This is a genomic window from Hymenobacter frigidus (genome assembly GCF_014640435.1).
Lineage (GTDB): Bacteria > Bacteroidota > Bacteroidia > Cytophagales > Hymenobacteraceae > Hymenobacter > Hymenobacter frigidus.
The window spans coordinates 63,711-81,551 of the sequence record NZ_BMGY01000008.1; the positions used below are offsets into that span (position 1 = coordinate 63,711).

Annotated in this window: 19 protein-coding genes; 10 read left to right on the forward strand and 9 right to left on the reverse strand. The window is 59.7% G+C overall.

Features of this window, described 5'->3' with window-relative positions:
• Positions 1-4 precede the first annotated feature (4 nt).
• Entirely contained in the window at positions 5-265 is a 261-nt protein-coding gene (locus tag IEW17_RS06225) for a hypothetical protein (protein ID WP_188561172.1), read from the reverse strand.
• A gap of 45 nt (positions 266-310) precedes the next feature.
• Positions 311-1,285 (reverse strand): hypothetical protein, encoded by a 975-nt coding sequence (locus tag IEW17_RS06230; protein ID WP_188561173.1) that lies wholly within the window; start codon positions 1,283-1,285, stop codon positions 311-313.
• Between the two features lie 222 nt (positions 1,286-1,507).
• Between IEW17_RS06230 and rplM the strand changes: the two genes are divergently transcribed.
• From rplM to tsf, 4 genes are all read left to right on the forward strand, one after another.
• On the forward strand, positions 1,508-1,960 hold the full coding sequence (rplM, locus tag IEW17_RS06235; protein ID WP_188561174.1) for a 50S ribosomal protein L13: 453 nt from the start codon (positions 1,508-1,510) through the stop codon (positions 1,958-1,960).
• A gap of 34 nt (positions 1,961-1,994) precedes the next feature.
• A complete protein-coding gene (gene rpsI, locus IEW17_RS06240; protein ID WP_188561175.1) occupies positions 1,995-2,381 on the forward strand; it encodes a 30S ribosomal protein S9 in 387 nt (128 codons plus the stop codon).
• An 18-nt stretch (positions 2,382-2,399) separates the two neighbouring features.
• Positions 2,400-3,167, forward strand: coding sequence for a 30S ribosomal protein S2 (gene rpsB / locus IEW17_RS06245; RefSeq protein ID WP_188561176.1), 768 nt, complete (start codon positions 2,400-2,402; stop codon positions 3,165-3,167).
• Between the two features lie 152 nt (positions 3,168-3,319).
• A complete protein-coding gene (tsf, locus tag IEW17_RS06250) occupies positions 3,320-4,156 on the forward strand; it encodes a translation elongation factor Ts (RefSeq protein WP_188561177.1) in 837 nt (278 codons plus the stop codon).
• A 57-nt stretch (positions 4,157-4,213) separates the two neighbouring features.
• Here the strand turns inward: tsf and IEW17_RS06255 are convergent, their stop codons facing one another.
• The 4 genes from IEW17_RS06255 to IEW17_RS06270 form a co-directional block, all read right to left on the reverse strand.
• The gene (locus IEW17_RS06255) at positions 4,214-4,474 is read right to left on the reverse strand and encodes a hypothetical protein (RefSeq protein WP_188561178.1); all 261 of its coding nucleotides are present in this window, start codon (positions 4,472-4,474) and stop codon (positions 4,214-4,216) included.
• Positions 4,475-4,604: 130 nt separating this feature from the next.
• Positions 4,605-5,660 (reverse strand): DUF3089 domain-containing protein, encoded by a 1,056-nt coding sequence (locus IEW17_RS06260; protein ID WP_188561179.1) that lies wholly within the window; start codon positions 5,658-5,660, stop codon positions 4,605-4,607.
• Between the two features lie 134 nt (positions 5,661-5,794).
• Positions 5,795-6,802: a hypothetical protein gene (locus IEW17_RS06265; protein ID WP_188561180.1), complete on the reverse strand. Its 1,008-nt coding sequence runs from the start codon at positions 6,800-6,802 to the stop codon at positions 5,795-5,797.
• 118 nt (positions 6,803-6,920) lie between these two features.
• Positions 6,921-7,322 carry a hypothetical protein gene (locus IEW17_RS06270; RefSeq protein WP_188561181.1) on the reverse strand — a complete coding sequence of 134 codons (402 nt, stop codon included), beginning with the start codon at positions 7,320-7,322 and terminating at the stop codon, positions 6,921-6,923.
• Positions 7,323-7,480: 158 nt separating this feature from the next.
• Here IEW17_RS06270 and IEW17_RS06275 point away from each other — a divergent pair, with 158 nt between their 5' ends.
• Positions 7,481-7,870 (forward strand): hypothetical protein, encoded by a 390-nt coding sequence (locus tag IEW17_RS06275; RefSeq protein WP_188561182.1) that lies wholly within the window; start codon positions 7,481-7,483, stop codon positions 7,868-7,870.
• 77 nt (positions 7,871-7,947) lie between these two features.
• Here the strand turns inward: IEW17_RS06275 and IEW17_RS06280 are convergent, their stop codons facing one another.
• Complete coding sequence (locus IEW17_RS06280; protein WP_188561183.1) at positions 7,948-9,507, reverse strand: hypothetical protein; 1,560 nt, start codon at positions 9,505-9,507, stop codon at positions 7,948-7,950.
• Between the two features lie 210 nt (positions 9,508-9,717).
• Here IEW17_RS06280 and IEW17_RS06285 point away from each other — a divergent pair, with 210 nt between their 5' ends.
• From IEW17_RS06285 to IEW17_RS06300, 4 genes are all read left to right on the forward strand, one after another.
• On the forward strand, positions 9,718-10,497 hold the full coding sequence (locus IEW17_RS06285; protein ID WP_188561184.1) for a hypothetical protein: 780 nt from the start codon (positions 9,718-9,720) through the stop codon (positions 10,495-10,497).
• Positions 10,498-10,563: 66 nt separating this feature from the next.
• Positions 10,564-11,343, forward strand: coding sequence for a hypothetical protein (locus IEW17_RS06290; protein WP_188561185.1), 780 nt, complete (start codon positions 10,564-10,566; stop codon positions 11,341-11,343).
• Positions 11,344-11,444: 101 nt separating this feature from the next.
• Complete coding sequence (locus IEW17_RS06295) at positions 11,445-11,663, forward strand: CsbD family protein (protein WP_188561186.1); 219 nt, start codon at positions 11,445-11,447, stop codon at positions 11,661-11,663.
• 224 nt (positions 11,664-11,887) lie between these two features.
• A complete protein-coding gene (locus IEW17_RS06300; protein ID WP_188561187.1) occupies positions 11,888-12,718 on the forward strand; it encodes a DUF1206 domain-containing protein in 831 nt (276 codons plus the stop codon).
• A gap of 175 nt (positions 12,719-12,893) precedes the next feature.
• Here IEW17_RS06300 and IEW17_RS06305 read toward each other — a convergent pair whose 3' ends face one another.
• On the reverse strand, positions 12,894-14,117 hold the full coding sequence (locus tag IEW17_RS06305; protein ID WP_188561188.1) for an NAD(P)-dependent oxidoreductase: 1,224 nt from the start codon (positions 14,115-14,117) through the stop codon (positions 12,894-12,896).
• Between the two features lie 302 nt (positions 14,118-14,419).
• Here IEW17_RS06305 and gcvP point away from each other — a divergent pair, with 302 nt between their 5' ends.
• Entirely contained in the window at positions 14,420-17,338 is a 2,919-nt protein-coding gene (gene gcvP / locus IEW17_RS06310; protein ID WP_188561189.1) for an aminomethyl-transferring glycine dehydrogenase, read from the forward strand.
• 119 nt (positions 17,339-17,457) lie between these two features.
• On the opposite strand, the gene IEW17_RS06315 is transcribed toward gcvP, so the two are convergent.
• Positions 17,458-17,715: an SH3 domain-containing protein gene (locus IEW17_RS06315; RefSeq protein ID WP_188561190.1), complete on the reverse strand. Its 258-nt coding sequence runs from the start codon at positions 17,713-17,715 to the stop codon at positions 17,458-17,460.
• Positions 17,716-17,841 lie beyond the last annotated feature (126 nt).

Sequence of the window (17,841 nt, forward strand, 5' to 3'; positions counted from 1 at the left end):
GCCCCTACTTCACCCGCTCAAACACCACGATGCGCGTCGTGTCCCGGTCGGGGCGGCTCGGGTTGCGGGGCAGGGCCGTTTGGTAACGCTCGCGGAAGCGGGCATCAGTCCGCAGCTGGGCCAGGTCCAGACGCGACTCTATGCGGGCAAACCAGTCGTCCCACACTAGCAGCGTGCCAATGGGCAGCTGGTTCGGTTGCGGGGCCCAGCCGGCCGCTGAGGCTGGGTGAGCAGCGTAATCGAACGGGTCATTGTCCGTGGCCATTGCCACGTAGGGAAACTCGTACGCTATGGGCCGCGTGCCCAGGTCTTAGTGCTGACGCATCCAGGCGGCCGCAGTGTCGGCTACTACCTGGTCGGGTGGCCGCACAAAATCGCGCTGCCAGCGAAAGGCATTGCGCGCCCCCGTGAACAGGAAGGCCACCACCGCTACCGTGGCCCCGATGCTAATGCGCCGCCGGGCCTCAGTTGAACGGCCCAGTTCCATCAACCAAGCTAACCCATTGACGGCGACCACGGCAAACAGCGGTGCTGTTACATCCAGCACCCGCGTCAGGCCGAAGGAATTGAATAACCCTCTGGCCCAGAAAATGGTGTGAGCCAGCACGAATACGGTGATACTGCCATATACCAGCAGCAGTTCGGCGCTAAATAGCGGCTCCTGGCGGCGGGCAGGGCGCAGGCAGTCGCGCAGCATGCGCCCCCCGCCCAGCGCGGCCAGCAGCGTGAGCACCCAGCCCAGCATGCCGGGTAGGCTAATCAGAAAATGATTCCAATTGCCGTGCCCGTACACCGACACCGTGGCGTAGGGATTACGCGCAAATACCCAGCCCGGCTCGCCCAGCGCCACCGCGCCTACCAGCACCAGCCCAAATAGGGGCTCCGTCAGGCCCGAGAACTGAATGAGGAAGTAATCGGGCATGGCGTAGGCAAACAGGATGGTCAGCTCCGGCGCGGGCAGCCGCAGGCTGCGCGCCACCACGTAGGCGCACCACGCTGAAGTGGCCACCACCGCGCATTGAAAGAGCTTCATGCCCATAAACCCGGCCTGCGCCGGCCCGGCCGCCAGCAGCGTAAACAGCGGCTTGGCCCACGATTCCAGCAAGTTGAGCGGGTGCTCAAAGGCGTATCGCGCAAATAAGTAGTGCTTGATGCTATCGCCCGAGTCGTAAGTGCCCCGCGTGATGAAGGCCATCAGCACGGATATGCCCAGCAAAGCGGCAAGTAGCAGCCGGGCACGGCGGTCAGAAGCAATAGAATCCTCTTCGGCAGCAAACGCATTCATAAGCAACAGCAAAGCTCAAAAGTACGTCTATGGGCTCCTAACTGCCTATTCGGCCCTTAGCCGGTTGTACGCTTAGTTGATAGTGGCGCTAGTCTTTCAGAAAAACTACTCCACCACGCTTGGCTATTTCCCCATAAATCAGTACCTTTGTGTCCGTTTTTCCCGGAGCCTTAACTGCTCCGTACTCTTATTCAATAGTTTAGCATACCTTTTTTTCGACTCATGGACCACCTGAGCTTCAAGACGACCCACGTCAGTAAGGCCAACGCCCAGAAGAGCTGGGTTATCGTAGACGCCAGCGTAGCCCCGCTGGGCCGCGTTTGCTCGCAGATTGCCAACATTCTGCGCGGCAAGCACAAGCCTTCGTTTACGCCCAACGCCGACTGCGGTGACAACGTCATCGTCCTCAACGCCGACAACCTGCGCGTGACGGGCAAAAAAATGACCGAGAAGGTCTACATCACCCACTCGGGTTACCCCGGCGGCCAGAAGCGTCGTACCGTGCGTGAGCAAATGAACCGTGATTCGCGCCGCGTAATCGAGCACGCCGTAAAAGGCATGCTGCAGGGCAACAAGCTGGGCTCGGCTCAGTACCGCAACCTGTACGTATACGCTGGTATGGAGCACCCGCACGAGGCGCAGCAGCCCGTAGCTATCGAACTCAAAAACCTGTAAGCCACGACGGCCTACGTTCTTTAATTTTCACTAAATGGCAATTACCAACACCTCTGGTAGAAGAAAAACCTCGGTGGCCCGCATTTACATGCAGGCCGGGCAAGGGATTATCACTATCAATGACCGGGACATGAAGACGTATTTCAGCAACGAGTTGCTGGAAAACGTAGTGAATCAACCCCTGGCAATCCTCGAGCAAGTCGGCCAGTACGACATCAAGGTGAACGTGAAAGGCGGTGGCATTTCGGCTCAGGCCAATGCTATTCGCTTGGCTATCACCAAGGCGCTGGTGAGCAACAACGAGGAGACTCGTCCTGCTCTCAAGAAGGAAGGCTTCCTGACCCGCGACCCGCGGATGGTGGAACGCAAGAAATTCGGCAAGCGCAAGGCTCGTCGCTCGTTCCAGTTCTCGAAACGCTAAAACCAGGAGGATTTTATCATGGCTCAGACGACTTATAAAGACCTGCTCGACGCAGGTGCCCATTTCGGTCACCTCACCCGCAAGTGGGACCCCAAAATGGCGCCGTACATCTTCATGGAGAAGAACGGCATCCACATCATTGACCTCAATAAAACGCTGGTTTCGCTCGACTACGCCGCTACCGCCATTCGCAACATTGCGAAAAGCGGCCGCAAGGTGATGTTCGTTGCTACCAAGAAGCAGGCGCAGGAGATTGTCACCACCGAAGCCGAGCGGTTGAAAATGCCTTTCGTCACCGACCGGTGGCTGGGTGGCATGCTCACCAACTTCGCCACGGTGCGCAAGTCGCTGAAGAAAATGGCTACCATCGACAAGATGGTGAAAGAGAACACGGCCTACGCCGCTCTCGCCAAACGGGAGAAGCTGATGATGTCGCGTGAGCGCGCCAAGCTGGACCGCGTTCTCGGTGGTATCGCCGACCTCGGCCGTCTGCCCGCTGCCCTGTTTGTAGTAGACGTGAAGCGCGAGCACATCGCCGTGAAAGAAGCCCACAAATTGGGTATTCCGGTGTTTGCTATGTGCGACACGAACTCGAACCCCGAGTTGGTGCAGTTCCCGATTCCTGCCAACGACGATGCCTCGAAGTCGATTCAGCTCATCGTGAGCGTAATCGGTAAGGCCATCGAAGACGGCTTGTCGGAGCGCAAAGTTGACAAAGAAGACGCCGAGCGCAAGGAAGCCGACGACGCTGCCATTGCTGAAAAAACGGCTGCTGACGAAGAATAATCTCTTCCTCGCTCTTTGAAAAAAGGGAACCTTCGAGTAGCTAGGCTCCGGAGGTTCCCTTTTTCTTTTGTAGCGCGGGCTTTCAGTCCGCGACCCTTCTAAAACATCAACCATTCACTTAATTCGCGGACCAAAAGTCCGCGCTACTTCCAATGGCCACTATCACCGCCGCAGACGTAAACAAGCTCCGCACCATGACCGGCGCGGGCATGATGGATTGCAAAAAAGCCCTGGTGGAAGCCGACGGCGACTTCGAAGCCGCTCGCGACATTCTCCGCAAGCACGGCCAGAAAATCGCGGACAAGCGTGCCGAGAACGAAACCTCGGAAGGCCTCGTGCTGGTGAGCGTGAGCGAAGACGGCACCAAAGGCAAATTGGTAGCCTTGGCTTGCGAAACCGAATCGGTAGCCAAAGTGGCCAACTTCCGCGAGCTGGCCCAGCAAATCCTAGACACGGCTGTGCGCATCGACGCCGGCACGAAAGAAGATATCCTTGCCGCTACGGCTGCTGATGGCCTGAGCATTCAGGAGCACGTGACCGACCTGATGGGTAAAATCGGCGAGAAGCTGGAAGTGACTTACGCTACGCTGACCGCCGAGAAAGTCGCTTCTTACGTGCACTCCGACAATAAGAAGGCTGTACTCGTGGGCCTGAAGAACGTTGGTTCGGCTGACGCTGCTGCCGTGGGCCGCGACGTGGCCATGCAAATTGTAGCCATGAAGCCCATTGCCGTTGATAAAGACGGTGTGGATGCGACCATTGCTGAGCGCGAAATTGAAGTGGGCAAAGAGCAGGCCCGCGCCGAAGGCAAGCCCGAAGCTATGCTGGAGAAAATTGCCCTCGGCAAACTCAACAAGTTCTACAAGGACAACACCTTGCTGAACCAGGAATTCGTGAAAGATAACTCGATGACTATCGCCCAGCTGCTCGACAGCAAGTCGAAAGGCATGACGGTTTCGGACTTCAAGCGTGTGGCTATCGGCGCTTAATTGCGGCTTTTAGCTTGAACTGAAAAGGCCCGTTAGCATTGAGCTAGCGGGTCTTTTTTATGATAATGGAGTAAATATTCTGCCCCAGTATTCGTCTTGAAATTGAATCAGGTTTTCCACGGCTGCCAACGGTACTGTATAATCTGACCAGCTGCTAAACTCTATCTTTTTCGCCTCATCATTTCTAAAGATTTCCATCACTATCTGTCCTCCCAGATTATCATTCATAACCCATAGCTCACAGCCCGCTCCGTCCCTTTCCCCGGTGCCAGTCATTGAGCAGATTTCAAATTCGATTCCATCCACTGTAAAAAGCATCTGCAAAAATTGTTAAGTGCCAAGCCACTAACTTTTAGCTAATAGCTGTAAGCTTTTGTTCTCATAGCCAATTGATTACGCCGGTCTCATTGTTCGTTTAATTAGGGCTTAGCACTTAGAGGTGAATTTTCTACCTTCTACCTAGTTGCCACGCCCGCACCCGCGCCTTGGCATTCTCGCGGATGTTCATGTAGAACAGGCTGTAATCAGCGATATGAAAGGAGTGGCGCAGCTCGGGGCGGCCGGGGAGCAGGAAGCGGGGGTAGCCGCCGGGCTTGGGCGGGGTTATCCAGAGGAGGCCCTGATGAATTTTGGCGTCGGTGACTTGCGGGTCGATGCGCTTGAAATCCATGCTCACGCCACCGCGGTTGAGAGTGGCGGGGGCGGTTAGCGTGTCGAGCGTCCAGGTGAGAGGATTGGTGACGGCGAAGGGATGGAAGGGCGGAAAGTCATTGCCGGTAGCCACGGAGTTGTAGGCGACAAAGCAGCCGGTGGCGAGTGAATCGGCGCAGGGGCGGATGGTTTGGTACTCGTTGGGCTTCACCTTAAAGCCGATGAGGTAAGCGGCCACCAGCCGACGGCGCAATTTGGGGTCGCGGTCGAAGAAATCGTGGAGCAGGCGGGTAGCGTGAGCAGTGCCCTGGCTGTGGCCGGCGATAATGATGGGGCGGCCTTGATTATAGTGGACGAGGTAATACCGAAAAGCGGCTTTTAAGTCGACGTAGGCGAGGTCGAGCGCAGCCTGGCCGCTTGGAGTTTGCTCATCGAAGAAGGAATAGAGTGTGGCTTGGCGGTAGCGCGGGGCATAGATGCGGCCAGCTGCATTGAAAACGCTGGCTTGATGTCGGATGGTGCTTTTGTCGGTGAAGCGGTTGAGCTTGTCCTCGCTCAGGTCCGCGTTCCAGGAGGCGGGACGGTAGTAAGTGGTGGGGTGAATGAAAAAAACGTCGGCTTTGGCAGTGGCTTGCTCGTCGCGCAGGCCCGATTCGTAGGGCACGGCATCGGCCGAGTCGCGGCGGGTTGGCAGAGCGGCCCAGCAGCTATCGAGGGCGTAGTTGGGGCCGGTGGCGGGGGCGTAGGCAGCGAAAGCGCGGCGCGGCTTGAGCAGGCTGAGACAGGAGCTGAAGGGCAGCAGAATCAGTAGCAGCAGCAGGAGATACAGGTAGCGTAACGGGGATTGTAGCACGGGTATAAGTATTGAGCTTGTTCCTTAATAAAAAATACCGAGAACAATTGGCGGTCATGCTGAGCTTGTCGAAGCATCTCTCCCGAACGATGCGGGAGAGATGCTTCGACAAGCTCAGCATGACGTTCTATTGATTAAACGGTGATTGGCCAGTGCTTCAGCTCGCGGGGTTCGCCGGCTTCGTCGTACAGCAGGCTCATCGGCTCGGCGGGTATCGCGACCACATCGGCGAGGGTAATATTCCAACGCTGCCACATCTCAGCTAAAGCCTGGGTATAGGCCGAATTTTCCCAGGGATTGAAGATGGCCCCGGTCACGTCATCGATGAGGGCGTCGAAAACCAGCGTGGTATCGCCCGGACGCGGGTGGCGCGGGTAGAGGTCGGGGACGACGTGCAGCAGGTGGGCGGCGTAATACACGCGAGCCTTGAACTCCGCGATTTGCACAGGGTGCATGGGCCGCTGGGCATCGGTGTAGACCTTACGCATGGCCTGGCCGACGAGGCCGATATCTACCAAACAAGCGACCAGCACGGCTTTATCAAGCTTGATGCTGAAGACGAGGGTATTCAGGTCGTCGTCGTATTCGAAAGGCGTGACGTCCTCCGTGGGGTCGGCTTCAAGCACAAACACGGAACCGGGCACGAAATCGGCGTACTCGGTGGGCACGCGCAGGCCCTGCAGCAGCTGGAAAAACGCTTGGAAACGCCGGACCAGTGCCGCGTTTTCGGCCAGCGGATACTTGGGCTTTATCAGAGGCTCAAACTCGTTAAGCAGCTCAGTGATGAAGATGCCGTAGAACATCTTGCCCATCCACAGAAACAAGGTGTCATCGCCGAGGGCGCGCAGGGCGGCGGGGCCTTGCGCGGCGGCGGCGGCTACCCTACTCTCCAGCTCGTCGATGCGCTGGCGGGCGGCGGGGCTGGCAGGCAGTCGCAGGTCGCGGAACGCGACGGTGCGCTGGTCGAGTAGCTGAATGGGACGCTCGGCGAGATGATAGCGGGCCTGCAGCCACTCGGCAAAGACGGGAACGGTGTCAGCAGGGCCCACGGGCTGGCCGCTGAGAAAGCAGGTTTCGGGGCCGAACCGCATGCCGTCGAATGGGTCGTAGGGCAGCAGGTCGGCGGGGGTGAGTGGGGACATAAAAAGGCCGTAGCGCTAATCTTAGAGTTAACATCCTGCGCCCGCAGAAAACCCCGAGGCGGAAGGATGCGAACCACAAAGTTCGCGCTACGACGGTTAGCGAGCCGGCTCCGAACTATTATTTCGAAAGCAGCGACGCGGCTTTAATGAGCTGCTTGCTCAGGTTGTTGAGCGGGGCGCTGTAGTCGCCGCCGGCATCGTCGGCAACCTTAGCGGTTTCGGCGCCCAGGCTGGCCAGGATTTCGGCAATGTCGTGGGCGGGCGTTTTGGCATCGGCCAGCAGCGTGCCGAGCTGGGCCAGCTCCTGCTTGATTTTGGCCAGGCCGGAACGCTCAGAAACGGCCAGTACGGCCGCCCAGCGCTCAATTTCGGTGCGGCCTTGTGGTCCGGAATTGCCGGGCGTACCAGCCGTGAGAAAAGTGAGCGTGTCGTCGAGCAGGGCCGAACTTTGCTGGTCGCTCACGGTCATGGGCACCTCTGGGGTGGCGGGCGTTTGGGAAGTAGTGGCGGTGGAATCCATGAGAAAGCGGGAAAGGGAGTAAGGAATAGGTGGACTCTATACTAACGTCGAAACTAAAAAGTTAGCTCACTCCCGGCCAGGGCCAAGCTACCGGGTTACCTTTTGCCCATGCGACTGATTAATCAGCACAAATTAATAATCTGCTCCACATCATGAAAATGTCCCTGAAATCCCTGTTCGTCGCCGCCGCTGTAGCTTTCACCGCCACCGCCTGCGAGCAAACGAAAACCACCGAAACCACCACGACCGCCGACGGCACCACCACGACCACCGTAGCTACCGACAGCACCATGACGGCTACCGAAGCCGGTGCCGCAACTGGCGCGGCCATTGACAATGCCTCCGCCAACATGAAGACCGGCGCGCAGGAAGCCGGTGCTAAACTGGATGCCAAAATGGAAGCCGCCGGCGCCAAAATTGATGCCGCTGGTGCCAAGCTGGACGCTAAAATGGATGCTGCCGGAGCCAAAATCGACGCGATGGGCGATGCCGCCGCCAAATCAGCGGCTCAGGCTAAAGAGAACATGAAAGAGGCTGCGAAGAAATAATTCAGCCTGCTTTCAAATCACAATAAAGCCCCGTGCAGCTACTGCACGGGGCTTTATTGTGGGGTACGAGTAGCGGATTAAGTAGCAGCCAGCTCCAACAGCACTTCGTAGTAGGGCCGGCCCAGGGTGCGGGCGCGCAGCCAGGCGTAGAAGCTGAGCACCTGCAAATCTTCGCGCTCCTGCGAAATGAAAGGCGGCAGGTGCGTCACGCGGTTGATGAAATGTCCAGCTTGGGGCGTAGTGGGGTTTTCCAGCAGCTCACGCACCAGGCCCAGGTACGCCAATACCGGGTGGTAGGGGCCGCCGACGGCCGTAGCTTCCGTGGCCGTGTCGGCATTGGCAGGCACCGCCGGAAACAGCTCACGGATGGTGCGCTCGATGGCGCGCAGCCGGCCCAGGGCCAGTTCCGAATTATCGAGCTCGACCTGGATGAGCATTTCGCCGATGTTGCGGTTCAGCATCCATTCCAGGCCCAGGTGCTGCTCCAGCCAATGGTCGGTGCGAGCAAGGCTGAGCAGGGTGTGGTTGGCTTTGGCAAACTGGCCTTCGGCGAAATAGTGAAACGTGAGCTGCAGGCGCACGGTGAGGTCGTCGGTGAGGGAGAGCACCGAGGCGTTGCGTAGCGTGGTTTCGAGCAGGATAATACTTTCGGCGTTGCGGTGCAGGAAGGCGTAGTTGGCGGCCAGCAAAAACGTGAAGCGCGGGCCAAACTCGCTGAACTGCCGGCCCGGCGTGGCCGTCATAATCGCCTTGCCCTTCTCCAGATACGCCACCGACTCGGCAAAGCGGCGCGACCGGTAGAGCGCGTGCGCCAGCATGTAGAGCAGCTTGAGCTGATGCCCGCGCTGGGCCGGCGCGAAGCCGTGGCGGCGCTCCATCAGATTGTAGCAGCGCTCGATGAAGGCGGCGAAGGACGCAAAATCGCGCCGTACCAGCATGGCGCTGCGTGCTATGGACATGAGCCGGCTCAGCAGCGAGGGCGAGCGGGCGAAGGCTTCCTGCAGGTCGAATTCGGTCAGAATATTTTGCAGAATGGCATCGACGGGCACGGCGGCCCGGCCGCGGGCCCGCGAATCGCGCAGGCGCTGGCGCAGCAGGCTGTCGGCAATATTGGCGCGCTCCTCTTCGTCGGCGGCCTTTTTGTTGAGGCGGTAGCGGGGCAGAATCTCGTCGAGCGGCACGGCGTGGGGCGAGCCGGCGTACTGAATCTGCAGGTTGTACACGGCATTCAGCGGCTCGTACTGCTCGCTTTCGCGGCCCAGCTTTTCGGCCTTGCGCAACGTGTTCCAGGCCAGGCGCGGAATGCCGGTTTCGAACAGGTACTGCGCCAGGGTGAGGTGGCCGCGCACGGTGGCGGTGGCAGTGGTATCGAGGTGGCGCTGCCGCAGCAGCAGGTAGTCGGTGAGGTGGCGCATGAGGCGCTTGCGCAGCGCGTAGTAGGCCACGGCGTTGGGTTCGTCGGGGTAGAGCTTGGCAATTAGCTGAGCGCTGGTTAGGGGCTTGGCCTGCACCAGCAGCTCGTAGAGGCGTGAATCGAGCCGGCCCGCCGTCTTGCGGCGCTGGCGTTGAATGAAGCCCCCAAAGTCACGCCGCTCGTCGGGGCTCAGGGTCAATAGCGTAGTCCGCAGGTCATCCATAAGGGGAAATTACGGCCCGAATTCCACCTCTCGATTAAAAACCCTGTCTTTGGCTATAAAATCCTTTTATTTCAATCTAATAATTTCTATTACAGGTAATTACAATTAAATACCAAATAATATAGAAGTCTGATTCAACCGGTTATTGGGTTGCTTTCGGTCGGGCAGCCGCACACCTTTATGCATCGTTTCATCCTAACCCCAAGCGTCATGCGAACCTTTTTACTTTTTGCAGTACTAGCCGTGCTGAGTGGGGCTGCCCACGCCCAGGACACCCTTGTTCAGCGCAACGGCGAGGAGTTGGCCGTGAAGGTGCTGGAAATCACGCCCGCCGAGGTGAAGTACCGCCGCACCGACAACCCCGAAGGCCCAGTTATCAGCGCGTGGCGCTCCGATGTGTTCATGGTTCGCTACGCCAACGGCACCAAGGAAGTATTCAACTCGGTGCCGGCCTACACGGCGGCGCGCACACCTGCGCCAGCCACCGCGGCCGGCGCGCCAGCCACAGCGGCCGGCGTACCCACGGTAAGCAACCGAGACCCTAACGATACCATTCTCGACGAGCCCATTCACCTCGATGGACCGCGCATTGGGTTCACCATCCTTTCGGCCGGCGTGGTGGATAAAGCCCGCGAAAACGGCCTTGATATCAACCCCTTTCTCACCCAGTTTGGCTGGCAGTTTGAGAGCCGCCTGTTTCGGTTGCCCAACGGCATCAGCGGCCTGGTAGAATTGGTGCCTTTGATAGGCGGACTGGAGCAGGGCCAGTTCCTGCCCAGCATAAGCGGGCTGTTGGGCATGCGCGGGGCCAAAGGCTTTGAGTTCGGCATAGGACCGAACGTGACCCCGCTCGGTGCCAGCCTGGTGCTGGCCATGGGCACGTCCATTCAATCCCACGGCATCAATTTCCCCATCAACCTGGCCGTGGTGCCGGGTAAGGACGGTACCCGCGTGAGCCTGCTGTTTGGTTTCAACTCCCGGCACCGGTAACGCATTTTACTGCTCTTTGACTCGCGGCTGACCGGCAATCTACCCGCCATCCTTTCTTTTACCGCCATGCGTTTCTACCGTTTTCCGTTGCTGGCTGCTGTTGCGCTGCTGGCTAGCTGCACCGTGTATGCGCCCATGCAGCCCACCGTTTCCACTATCACGCAAGCGGGCCAGCTGGAGCTGACCGGCAGCGCCCAGCTCAGCGGGCGCGCGGAGGGCACCGCTGTTTATTCGCCCCTGCCGCACGTGCTGCTGGCGGGCGGCGGCACCTACCGTCCCAACCTTGGGGGCACCACCTACTTTGCCACCCAACAATGGGAGGCCGGGGCCGGCACCTATTGGATGCTGGGCACCCACTGGCTCCTGACGGGCGAAGGCGGCTACGGCTACGCCCGCTCCGAGCGGGTGTGGCGGGAGCTCCTCGGCACCTCGCCGGAGCTGCGCGCCCAGTACAGCAAGGTGTTCGGGCAGGTGGGCCTGGGCTACCTGCACAAGCAAAAATGGTCGGGCGGGGCCATCTACCGGTTTTCTCAGCTGCACTTCGATGAGTTGAGCTCCTACACGCCCCACTACCGGGGCGCGATGGACAATACCAATACGGGCCGGCACGAAGTACTGCTCTACGGCCGCCACGAGCTGCACATTGGCCGAGCCAGCCGCTGGCAGCTGCAAGGCAGCGTCGGTATCTCGACCAGCAACCAGGCCCGCCAGCCTGACACCGATGCTTACACCGGTGAAATCAACCGCACCCGGCAGCCCGTACTATTGGTAAGTGGGGGCTTGGTATTCAGGCCGGCCTGGGGCCGTACCAGCCGCGCTCCCACCGAGAAGCTTGTTCCCCGCTAACAAAATTCCGGCATTACCTCACGGCTTTCAACCCTGCCTGCAGCCGTGGCGTACAAAGCCGTAGAAATTCATCTTTCCACCCACATTTTCTTTCGACTATCATGGACCTCAATCAGAACAACGTCAACGACAATACCGAGTTGAAAGCTCGCGGCAACTGGAACCAGGTAAAAGGCGAAGCCAAGCAGAAATGGGGCCAGCTCACCGACGATGACCTCGAATACGAAGATGGCAAGCAAGACGAATGGTACGGCCGCATGCAAGAGAAAACCGGCCATGCCGTAGACGATATCAAAGCCTGGTTCAACCGGACTTTCTAAGTCATTTTTTCGAAGAAGCTCCGCGCCTTCCAATCCACACGCGTCAACTTCTTCACAGAAAGGCCCCTTCTGGCAACGGAAGGGGCCTTTTCTATGTATACAGGCAAGTTTAGCGGTGCGTGCAGACCAAGCACCAGGGCTACGGTTTGCCGGGTATTATCCTTCACTTGTCGCCGCAGCCAACGTCGCTTAACATCACATTACTTTCAATTTGTACTGATTTCATGGCTGTATCCGATGCGTTGCTTGCCGCCGTTCCCCGTTCGCCCTCGTCCGGCATCAAAGCCCTGGCCCGGCTGGGCTTTGCCGCCATCGGCGTAGTGTACCTGCTGATGGGCGTGTTGGCGCTATTGGCTGCCCTGGGCCAGCGCCAGGGTGCCCGCCCCGACAAGGAAGAAGCCGTGCAGCGGTTGCAGGAAGTGCCCGGCGGCAGTGTATTGCTGGGCCTCATTGCCGTGGGGCTGCTGGGCTACATCGTGTGGCGCTTCACCCAGGCCATCCGCGATACCGAGGGCAAGGGCTCCGGTGCCAAAGGACTGGGCACCCGCCTGTGGTTTGTAGCCAGCGGGCTTTTCTACAGCGGCCTGGCCCTGTATGCCGGCCGCCTGGCCCTGCAAGGCCGCGCCGGGAAGGGCGGCGACGCGCCCCAGTCGCTCACGGCCAAAGTCCTCGGTTGGCCCGGCGGTGACTGGCTGATTCTGCTGGTCGGCGTAGTAGTCATCGGCATCGGACTGTTTCAAGTGTACCGGGCTTTTTCCGGGCGCTTCAAGTCCGATGTTAACGCCAGCAGCCTCTCGGCTACGCAGCAGCAGGTAGTGTACCGGGCGGCGCAGGTGGGCCTCACTGCCCGGAGCATCGTGGTGGCGCTCATTGGCTACTTTCTGGTGCAGGCTGGCCAGCAGTCGCGGGCCGGCGCCGTGGGCAGCACCGGCGAAGCCTTCGACCTGCTGGCCGCCATGGGCCCGGCCGCCCTGGGGGCCGTGGCCGCCGGGCTGATAGCCTACGGGCTCTACATGCTGGTGCAGGCCAAGTACCCGGTGCTGCGCGGCATTTAGCGACTGTTTGAGTTAGCTAAAATCATTCTGAAACGGTCATGCTCATCTAGCGTCCGCTTGTCGAAGCATCTCTACCGCTTCGCTTGAGCCGGTGCAACGAAGCGGTAGAGATGCTTCGACAAGCGGACGCTAGATGAGCATGACCGTTCTATTAACTTAAACAGCTTCTCAGCGGCTAGGCTTCCACCGTTTCGGCCACATAGTCGGCTAGGTACTGGTATCGCTCCGTGAGCTTGCCGCCTTTGGCGATGGTGGCGCGGGCGATAACACCCGCGGCATCGTCGCCCACCAGGTGCGGCAACACGTTGTCGAGCAGCTGCCGGCCAAAGTCGCGACTGGCGTTGCGGGGCAGCTCGCAGGGCAGGTTATCCACCGCCATTTCGGTGATGTTGGTCGGGCGCGAATACGGCGGCTCCAGCTCACCGGTGGCGGGGTTGTAATCGAAGGCTGGCTCCGCGATGGTGCTGCTGCGCTTGGTGGTGGGCACCGAGCCGTTCACGTCGCAGGTGACATCGGCAATGGTGTTGATGCGGAAACCGGGGCGCTGCGTATCGGCTTCGGTAAACAGCTTGGGGGCCGCCGGGTGCCAGTAGGCGCAGGCAATGAGCAGGTCCGTCACGGGCAGGAAATGGCCAAACGTGGATTCGTATTCCTGCGGATTTTTGTGAAAGTCCTGGGTGTCCCATACCCGGCCGTCGCGGCGGCGGTTGTAGTCCGAGCTCAGCAGCTGAACGTACACCGGCACGTTGAAATCGTGGTAGAGGTAGTCGTACACGCTCACCCGCCGGATGCCCATGCGGTCCAAGACTTCGAGCGCACCCTGCGCTACGCGCCCCGAACCCGTCACAGCCATTTTGATGGGCGGCAGCTTTTTCACCTTGAAAAATTCCTCCTGCATGTCGTCCATGTCCACGCATTGGTGCGCGGGTCGGAGGGCGAACAGGTTGTGCTTGCGGCCGTAGGTGAGCAGGCCGTTGTAGGCCCCCACAATGCCGGCGTAGCGCCCAAAAGCCACGATGCGCTCGCCGCGGGCATTAGTCAGCAGTTCGTAATCAATGAGGGTAATGTTCTTCGCCAGCACGGCACGCAACAGGTTGCGGTTGGCGGGCTGCTTTTTCACGGTGTGCGAGAAAAATAGGTAGGTTTTGTTGGCGATGAGCTGGTCGGCGGGCACTTCCTTCACGCCCATCAGCACGTCGCAGTCGCTCACATCTTCGCGCACTTCCAGGTCCAGGTCGCGGTACTCCTGGTCGGCGTAGCTGCGCGTGGGGCTGCTTTGCACCACCACGCGCAGGTCGGGGAAGCTGGCCTGGGCTTCTGCACACTTTTTGGGGGTGAGGGGCACGCGCTTGTCGGGCAGCGTTTTGCCTTCGCGAATAAGGCCAATGGTGAAGGGCATGGGGTGGGAATTGGGTGGAGGAAGAATGGGGTGAGCTACTTAGCCCGTCATGCCGAGCGCAGCCGAGGCACCTCGCGTGGGGTAGTATCCAATTGATTGAGTTACTACCCCACGCGAGATGCCTCGGCTGCGCTCGGCATGACGTTTCATGACGTTGTATGGCGTTCACGTTCGTAGCACCGAGCCAAAATTACGGTTTTGCCCGCAGTTCGCCGAGCCTTTTCGGGCGTACCTTTGTTAAGGAATCTGAACCCAAAACCCAAGCCGCCAAAACGGCTTTCCATCAATCTATTATCGTCTTTATGTCGTTGAAATTCTCGCCAGTCGACGTTTTTGAAGCCCGCCACAATGCGCCCGGAGCCGATGCCCAGGCCGCCATGCTCCGCACCATCGGCGTGGACAGCCTTGAGCAGCTCATCGCCGAAACCGTGCCGCCCGCCATTCGCCTGAAAAAACCCCTCGACCTGCCCGCCGCCCTCAGCGAACGGGCTTTTTTGGCGAAGTTCAAGCAGATTGCTGGTCAGAACCAGGTGTTCAAGTCCTACATCGGATTGGGCTACCACGACACCACGCTGCCGCCCGTTATCCAGCGCAACATTCTGGAAAACCCGGGCTGGTACACCGCCTACACGCCTTATCAGGCCGAAATAGCCCAGGGCCGCCTCGAAGCCCTCATCAATTACCAGACGATGGTAATTGACCTCACCGGCATGGAAATCGCCAACGCCAGCCTACTGGACGAAGGCACTGCCGCCGCCGAGGCCATGCATATGCTGCACAGCCAGACCAAGAAGAAAGGCGCGCACCAATACTTCGTTTCGGAGCAGGTGCTGCCCCAGACCATTGACCTGCTGCGCACCCGCGCCACGCCGGTCGGCATCGAGCTGGTAGTGGGCGACCACCGCCAGATTGACCTCAGCGGCGAAGGCTTCTTCGGAGCCATGGTGCAGTATCCCGCCGCCGATGGCGAGGTGTTCGACTACCAGGACTTCATCGCCCAGGCGCGTCAACACAATGTTTTTGTGGTGATGGCGGCCGATTTGCTGGCGCTCACCCTACTCACTTCGCCCGGCGAGCTGGGCGCCGATGTATGCGTGGGCAACTCCCAGCGCTTCGGCGTGCCGATGGGCTACGGCGGCCCGCACGCCGGCTTCTTCGCCACCAAAGACCAGTTCAAGCGCGTGATTCCCGGCCGCCTCATCGGCCAGAGCATCGACGCGGCCGGCAACAAGGCCTACCGCATGGCCCTGCAAACCCGTGAGCAGCACATCCGCCGCGAAAAAGCCACCAGCAACATTTGCACTGCTCAAGTGCTGCTGAGCGTGCTGGCCGGCATGTACGCCGTGTACCACGGCCCCCAGCGCCTCCGGCAATTTGCTACCAACACCCACCTGCTGGCCCAAACCCTGGAAGCCGGCCTGAAAAAACTGGGCGTGGAGCAGACTAACCCCCACTACTTCGACACCCTGAACCTGCGCCTCGAAAGCGCCGAGATGCAGCAGGCCATGAAGAAAGAAGCTGAAGCCGCTGGCATCAACTTCCGCTTCTTCGAGGACGTGCGCGTGGGCATCTCGCTGAACCAGAACACCGAGCTGCACGACGTGGCCGACATTCTGGACGTTTTCGCCAAAGTGCTGGGCAAGGAAGCCGACCAGTTGGCCGCTGAGCCTACCGAAGCGGAATTGACATGGCCCGCCAGCCTCCAGCGCACCAGCGAATACCTTACGCACCCCGTTTTCAACACGCACCATGCTGAGCACGAGCTGCTGCGCTACATGAAGCAGCTGGAGAATAAAGACCTCAGCCTCGCGCATTCTATGATTGCGCTCGGCTCCTGTACCATGAAGCTGAACGCCACCGCCGAAATGATTCCGGTAACCTGGCCCGAAATCGGTGGCCTCCACCCTTTCGCACCCGTGGAGCAAGCCAAAGGCTACGCGCAGATATTCTCCGACCTGCAGACTTGGCTTTGCGAGGTAACCGGCTTTGATGCCGTGAGCTTGCAGCCCAACTCGGGCGCGCAGGGCGAATATGCCGGCCTGCTGGCCATCAAAGGCTTCCACGAAGCCCAAGGCGACCACCACCGCACGGTGGCCCTGATTCCGGCCTCGGCCCACGGCACCAACCCTGCTTCGGCCGTGATGGCTGGCATGCAGGTAGTCGTGGTAAAAAGCACCGAAGACGGCAACATCGACGTGGCCGACCTGACCGCGCAGGCGGAGAAGCACGCCGCCAACCTCAGCTGCTTGATGGTGACTTACCCCAGCACGCACGGCGTGTACGAGGAAACCATCATCGACATCTGCAACCTGATTCATGCCCACGGCGGCCGCGTGTACATGGACGGGGCCAACATGAACGCCCAGGTGGGCCTCACCTCGCCCGCGGCCATTGGGGCCGATGTGTGCCACCTCAACCTGCACAAAACGTTCTGCATCCCGCACGGCGGCGGCGGCCCCGGCGTGGGTCCCATCGGCGTAGTGGCCGATTTGGCTCCCTACTTACCCGGCCACGCCGTGGTGCCGGTCGAAGGCCGTACCACGGGCGCAGTTTCGGCCGCGCCGTGGGGCTCAGCCAGCATCCTGCCCATCAGCTACGCCTACATTTCGATGATGGGCGGCGACGGCTTGCAGCGCGCCACGCAGTTAGCCATTCTCAACGCCAACTACATCAAGGCTCGCCTCGAAGCGCACTACCCCGTGCTCTACACCGGCCGCCACGGCCGTTGTGCCCACGAGATGATTCTCGACTGCCGCCACTTCAAAAAGGCCGGCATCGAAGTAGAAGACATCGCCAAGCGCCTGATGGACTACAACTTCCACGCGCCCACGGTGAGCTTCCCGGTAGCCGGCACGCTCATGATTGAGCCCACCGAAAGCGAAAGCAAAACCGAGCTCGACCGGTTCTGCGACGCCATGATTTCCATCCGCAAGGAGATTGCGGAGGTAGAAGCCGGCCGCGCCGATGCCAAGGACAACGTGCTCAAGCACGCCCCGCACACCGCCGCCACCGTGTTGGTGCACGACTGGACTCGCCCCTACTCCCGCGAGCAAGCCGTATTCCCTATGGACTACGTGCGCGCCAACAAGTTCTGGCCCAGCGTCAGCCGCATCGACTCGGCCTACGGCGACCGCAACCTGATTTGCAGCTGCACCCCCATTGAGCAATACGCCGACCAGGAAGAAGAAATGGTGCAGGCCGACAAGGGCCCTTCGTACTAATGAAACGCAGCACCCCTGGCCAAATTTTTTAACCAAAAAGCCCGATTCACTGAATCGGGCTTTTTGGATTTTATGAGAAAATGGCCTAATTACCCTCTTTGAGCTGATTTCGAGCCGGCTTATTTCGCCTTGCGGTTGCCGCGCTCGTTGCCATGCTCCCCGAAGCAGCGGCGGTCCATATAGCCGGTCATGGTTTGGCCGTTCTTGTCCAGCCGCACGCGCACGAAATACGCGTTGATGGTATCGGTTACCTGCACTTCGTTGCCGGAAGTCATTTGGACCAGCACGGTGCTGGTTTTCTTCATGCCATCGTACACGGGGCAGTCCACAATGGTGTTGTGCGCCACCGGAGTGCGGTCAGCTGAAGCATTCTGCATTCGTTCGTCGCGTGCAGAACTGCAAGCAGACATCAGGCCCGTAGCGACCAGAACCAATAAGGCAGTTGTTTTCATTGACGAATCAGAAAGGATAGGGTGGAATTTTGGGAGTAAGGTAGGACAAAA

Coding starts and splice junctions, on each gene's coding strand:
- IEW17_RS06225 (WP_188561172.1), bottom strand. CDS start 265: ATGGCCACGGACAATGACCCGTTCGATTACGCTGCTCACCCAGCCTCA.
- IEW17_RS06230 (WP_188561173.1), bottom strand. CDS start 1,285: ATGAATGCGTTTGCTGCCGAAGAGGATTCTATTGCTTCTGACCGCCGT.
- rplM (WP_188561174.1), top strand. CDS start 1,508: ATGGACCACCTGAGCTTCAAGACGACCCACGTCAGTAAGGCCAACGCC.
- rpsI (WP_188561175.1), top strand. CDS start 1,995: ATGGCAATTACCAACACCTCTGGTAGAAGAAAAACCTCGGTGGCCCGC.
- rpsB (WP_188561176.1), top strand. CDS start 2,400: ATGGCTCAGACGACTTATAAAGACCTGCTCGACGCAGGTGCCCATTTC.
- tsf (WP_188561177.1), top strand. CDS start 3,320: ATGGCCACTATCACCGCCGCAGACGTAAACAAGCTCCGCACCATGACC.
- IEW17_RS06255 (WP_188561178.1), bottom strand. CDS start 4,474: ATGCTTTTTACAGTGGATGGAATCGAATTTGAAATCTGCTCAATGACT.
- IEW17_RS06265 (WP_188561180.1), bottom strand. CDS start 6,802: ATGTCCCCACTCACCCCCGCCGACCTGCTGCCCTACGACCCATTCGAC.
- IEW17_RS06270 (WP_188561181.1), bottom strand. CDS start 7,322: ATGGATTCCACCGCCACTACTTCCCAAACGCCCGCCACCCCAGAGGTG.
- IEW17_RS06275 (WP_188561182.1), top strand. CDS start 7,481: ATGTCCCTGAAATCCCTGTTCGTCGCCGCCGCTGTAGCTTTCACCGCC.
- IEW17_RS06280 (WP_188561183.1), bottom strand. CDS start 9,507: ATGGATGACCTGCGGACTACGCTATTGACCCTGAGCCCCGACGAGCGG.
- IEW17_RS06285 (WP_188561184.1), top strand. CDS start 9,718: ATGCGAACCTTTTTACTTTTTGCAGTACTAGCCGTGCTGAGTGGGGCT.
- IEW17_RS06290 (WP_188561185.1), top strand. CDS start 10,564: ATGCGTTTCTACCGTTTTCCGTTGCTGGCTGCTGTTGCGCTGCTGGCT.
- IEW17_RS06295 (WP_188561186.1), top strand. CDS start 11,445: ATGGACCTCAATCAGAACAACGTCAACGACAATACCGAGTTGAAAGCT.
- IEW17_RS06300 (WP_188561187.1), top strand. CDS start 11,888: ATGGCTGTATCCGATGCGTTGCTTGCCGCCGTTCCCCGTTCGCCCTCG.
- IEW17_RS06305 (WP_188561188.1), bottom strand. CDS start 14,117: ATGCCCTTCACCATTGGCCTTATTCGCGAAGGCAAAACGCTGCCCGAC.
- gcvP (WP_188561189.1), top strand. CDS start 14,420: ATGTCGTTGAAATTCTCGCCAGTCGACGTTTTTGAAGCCCGCCACAAT.
- IEW17_RS06315 (WP_188561190.1), bottom strand. CDS start 17,715: ATGCAGAATGCTTCAGCTGACCGCACTCCGGTGGCGCACAACACCATT.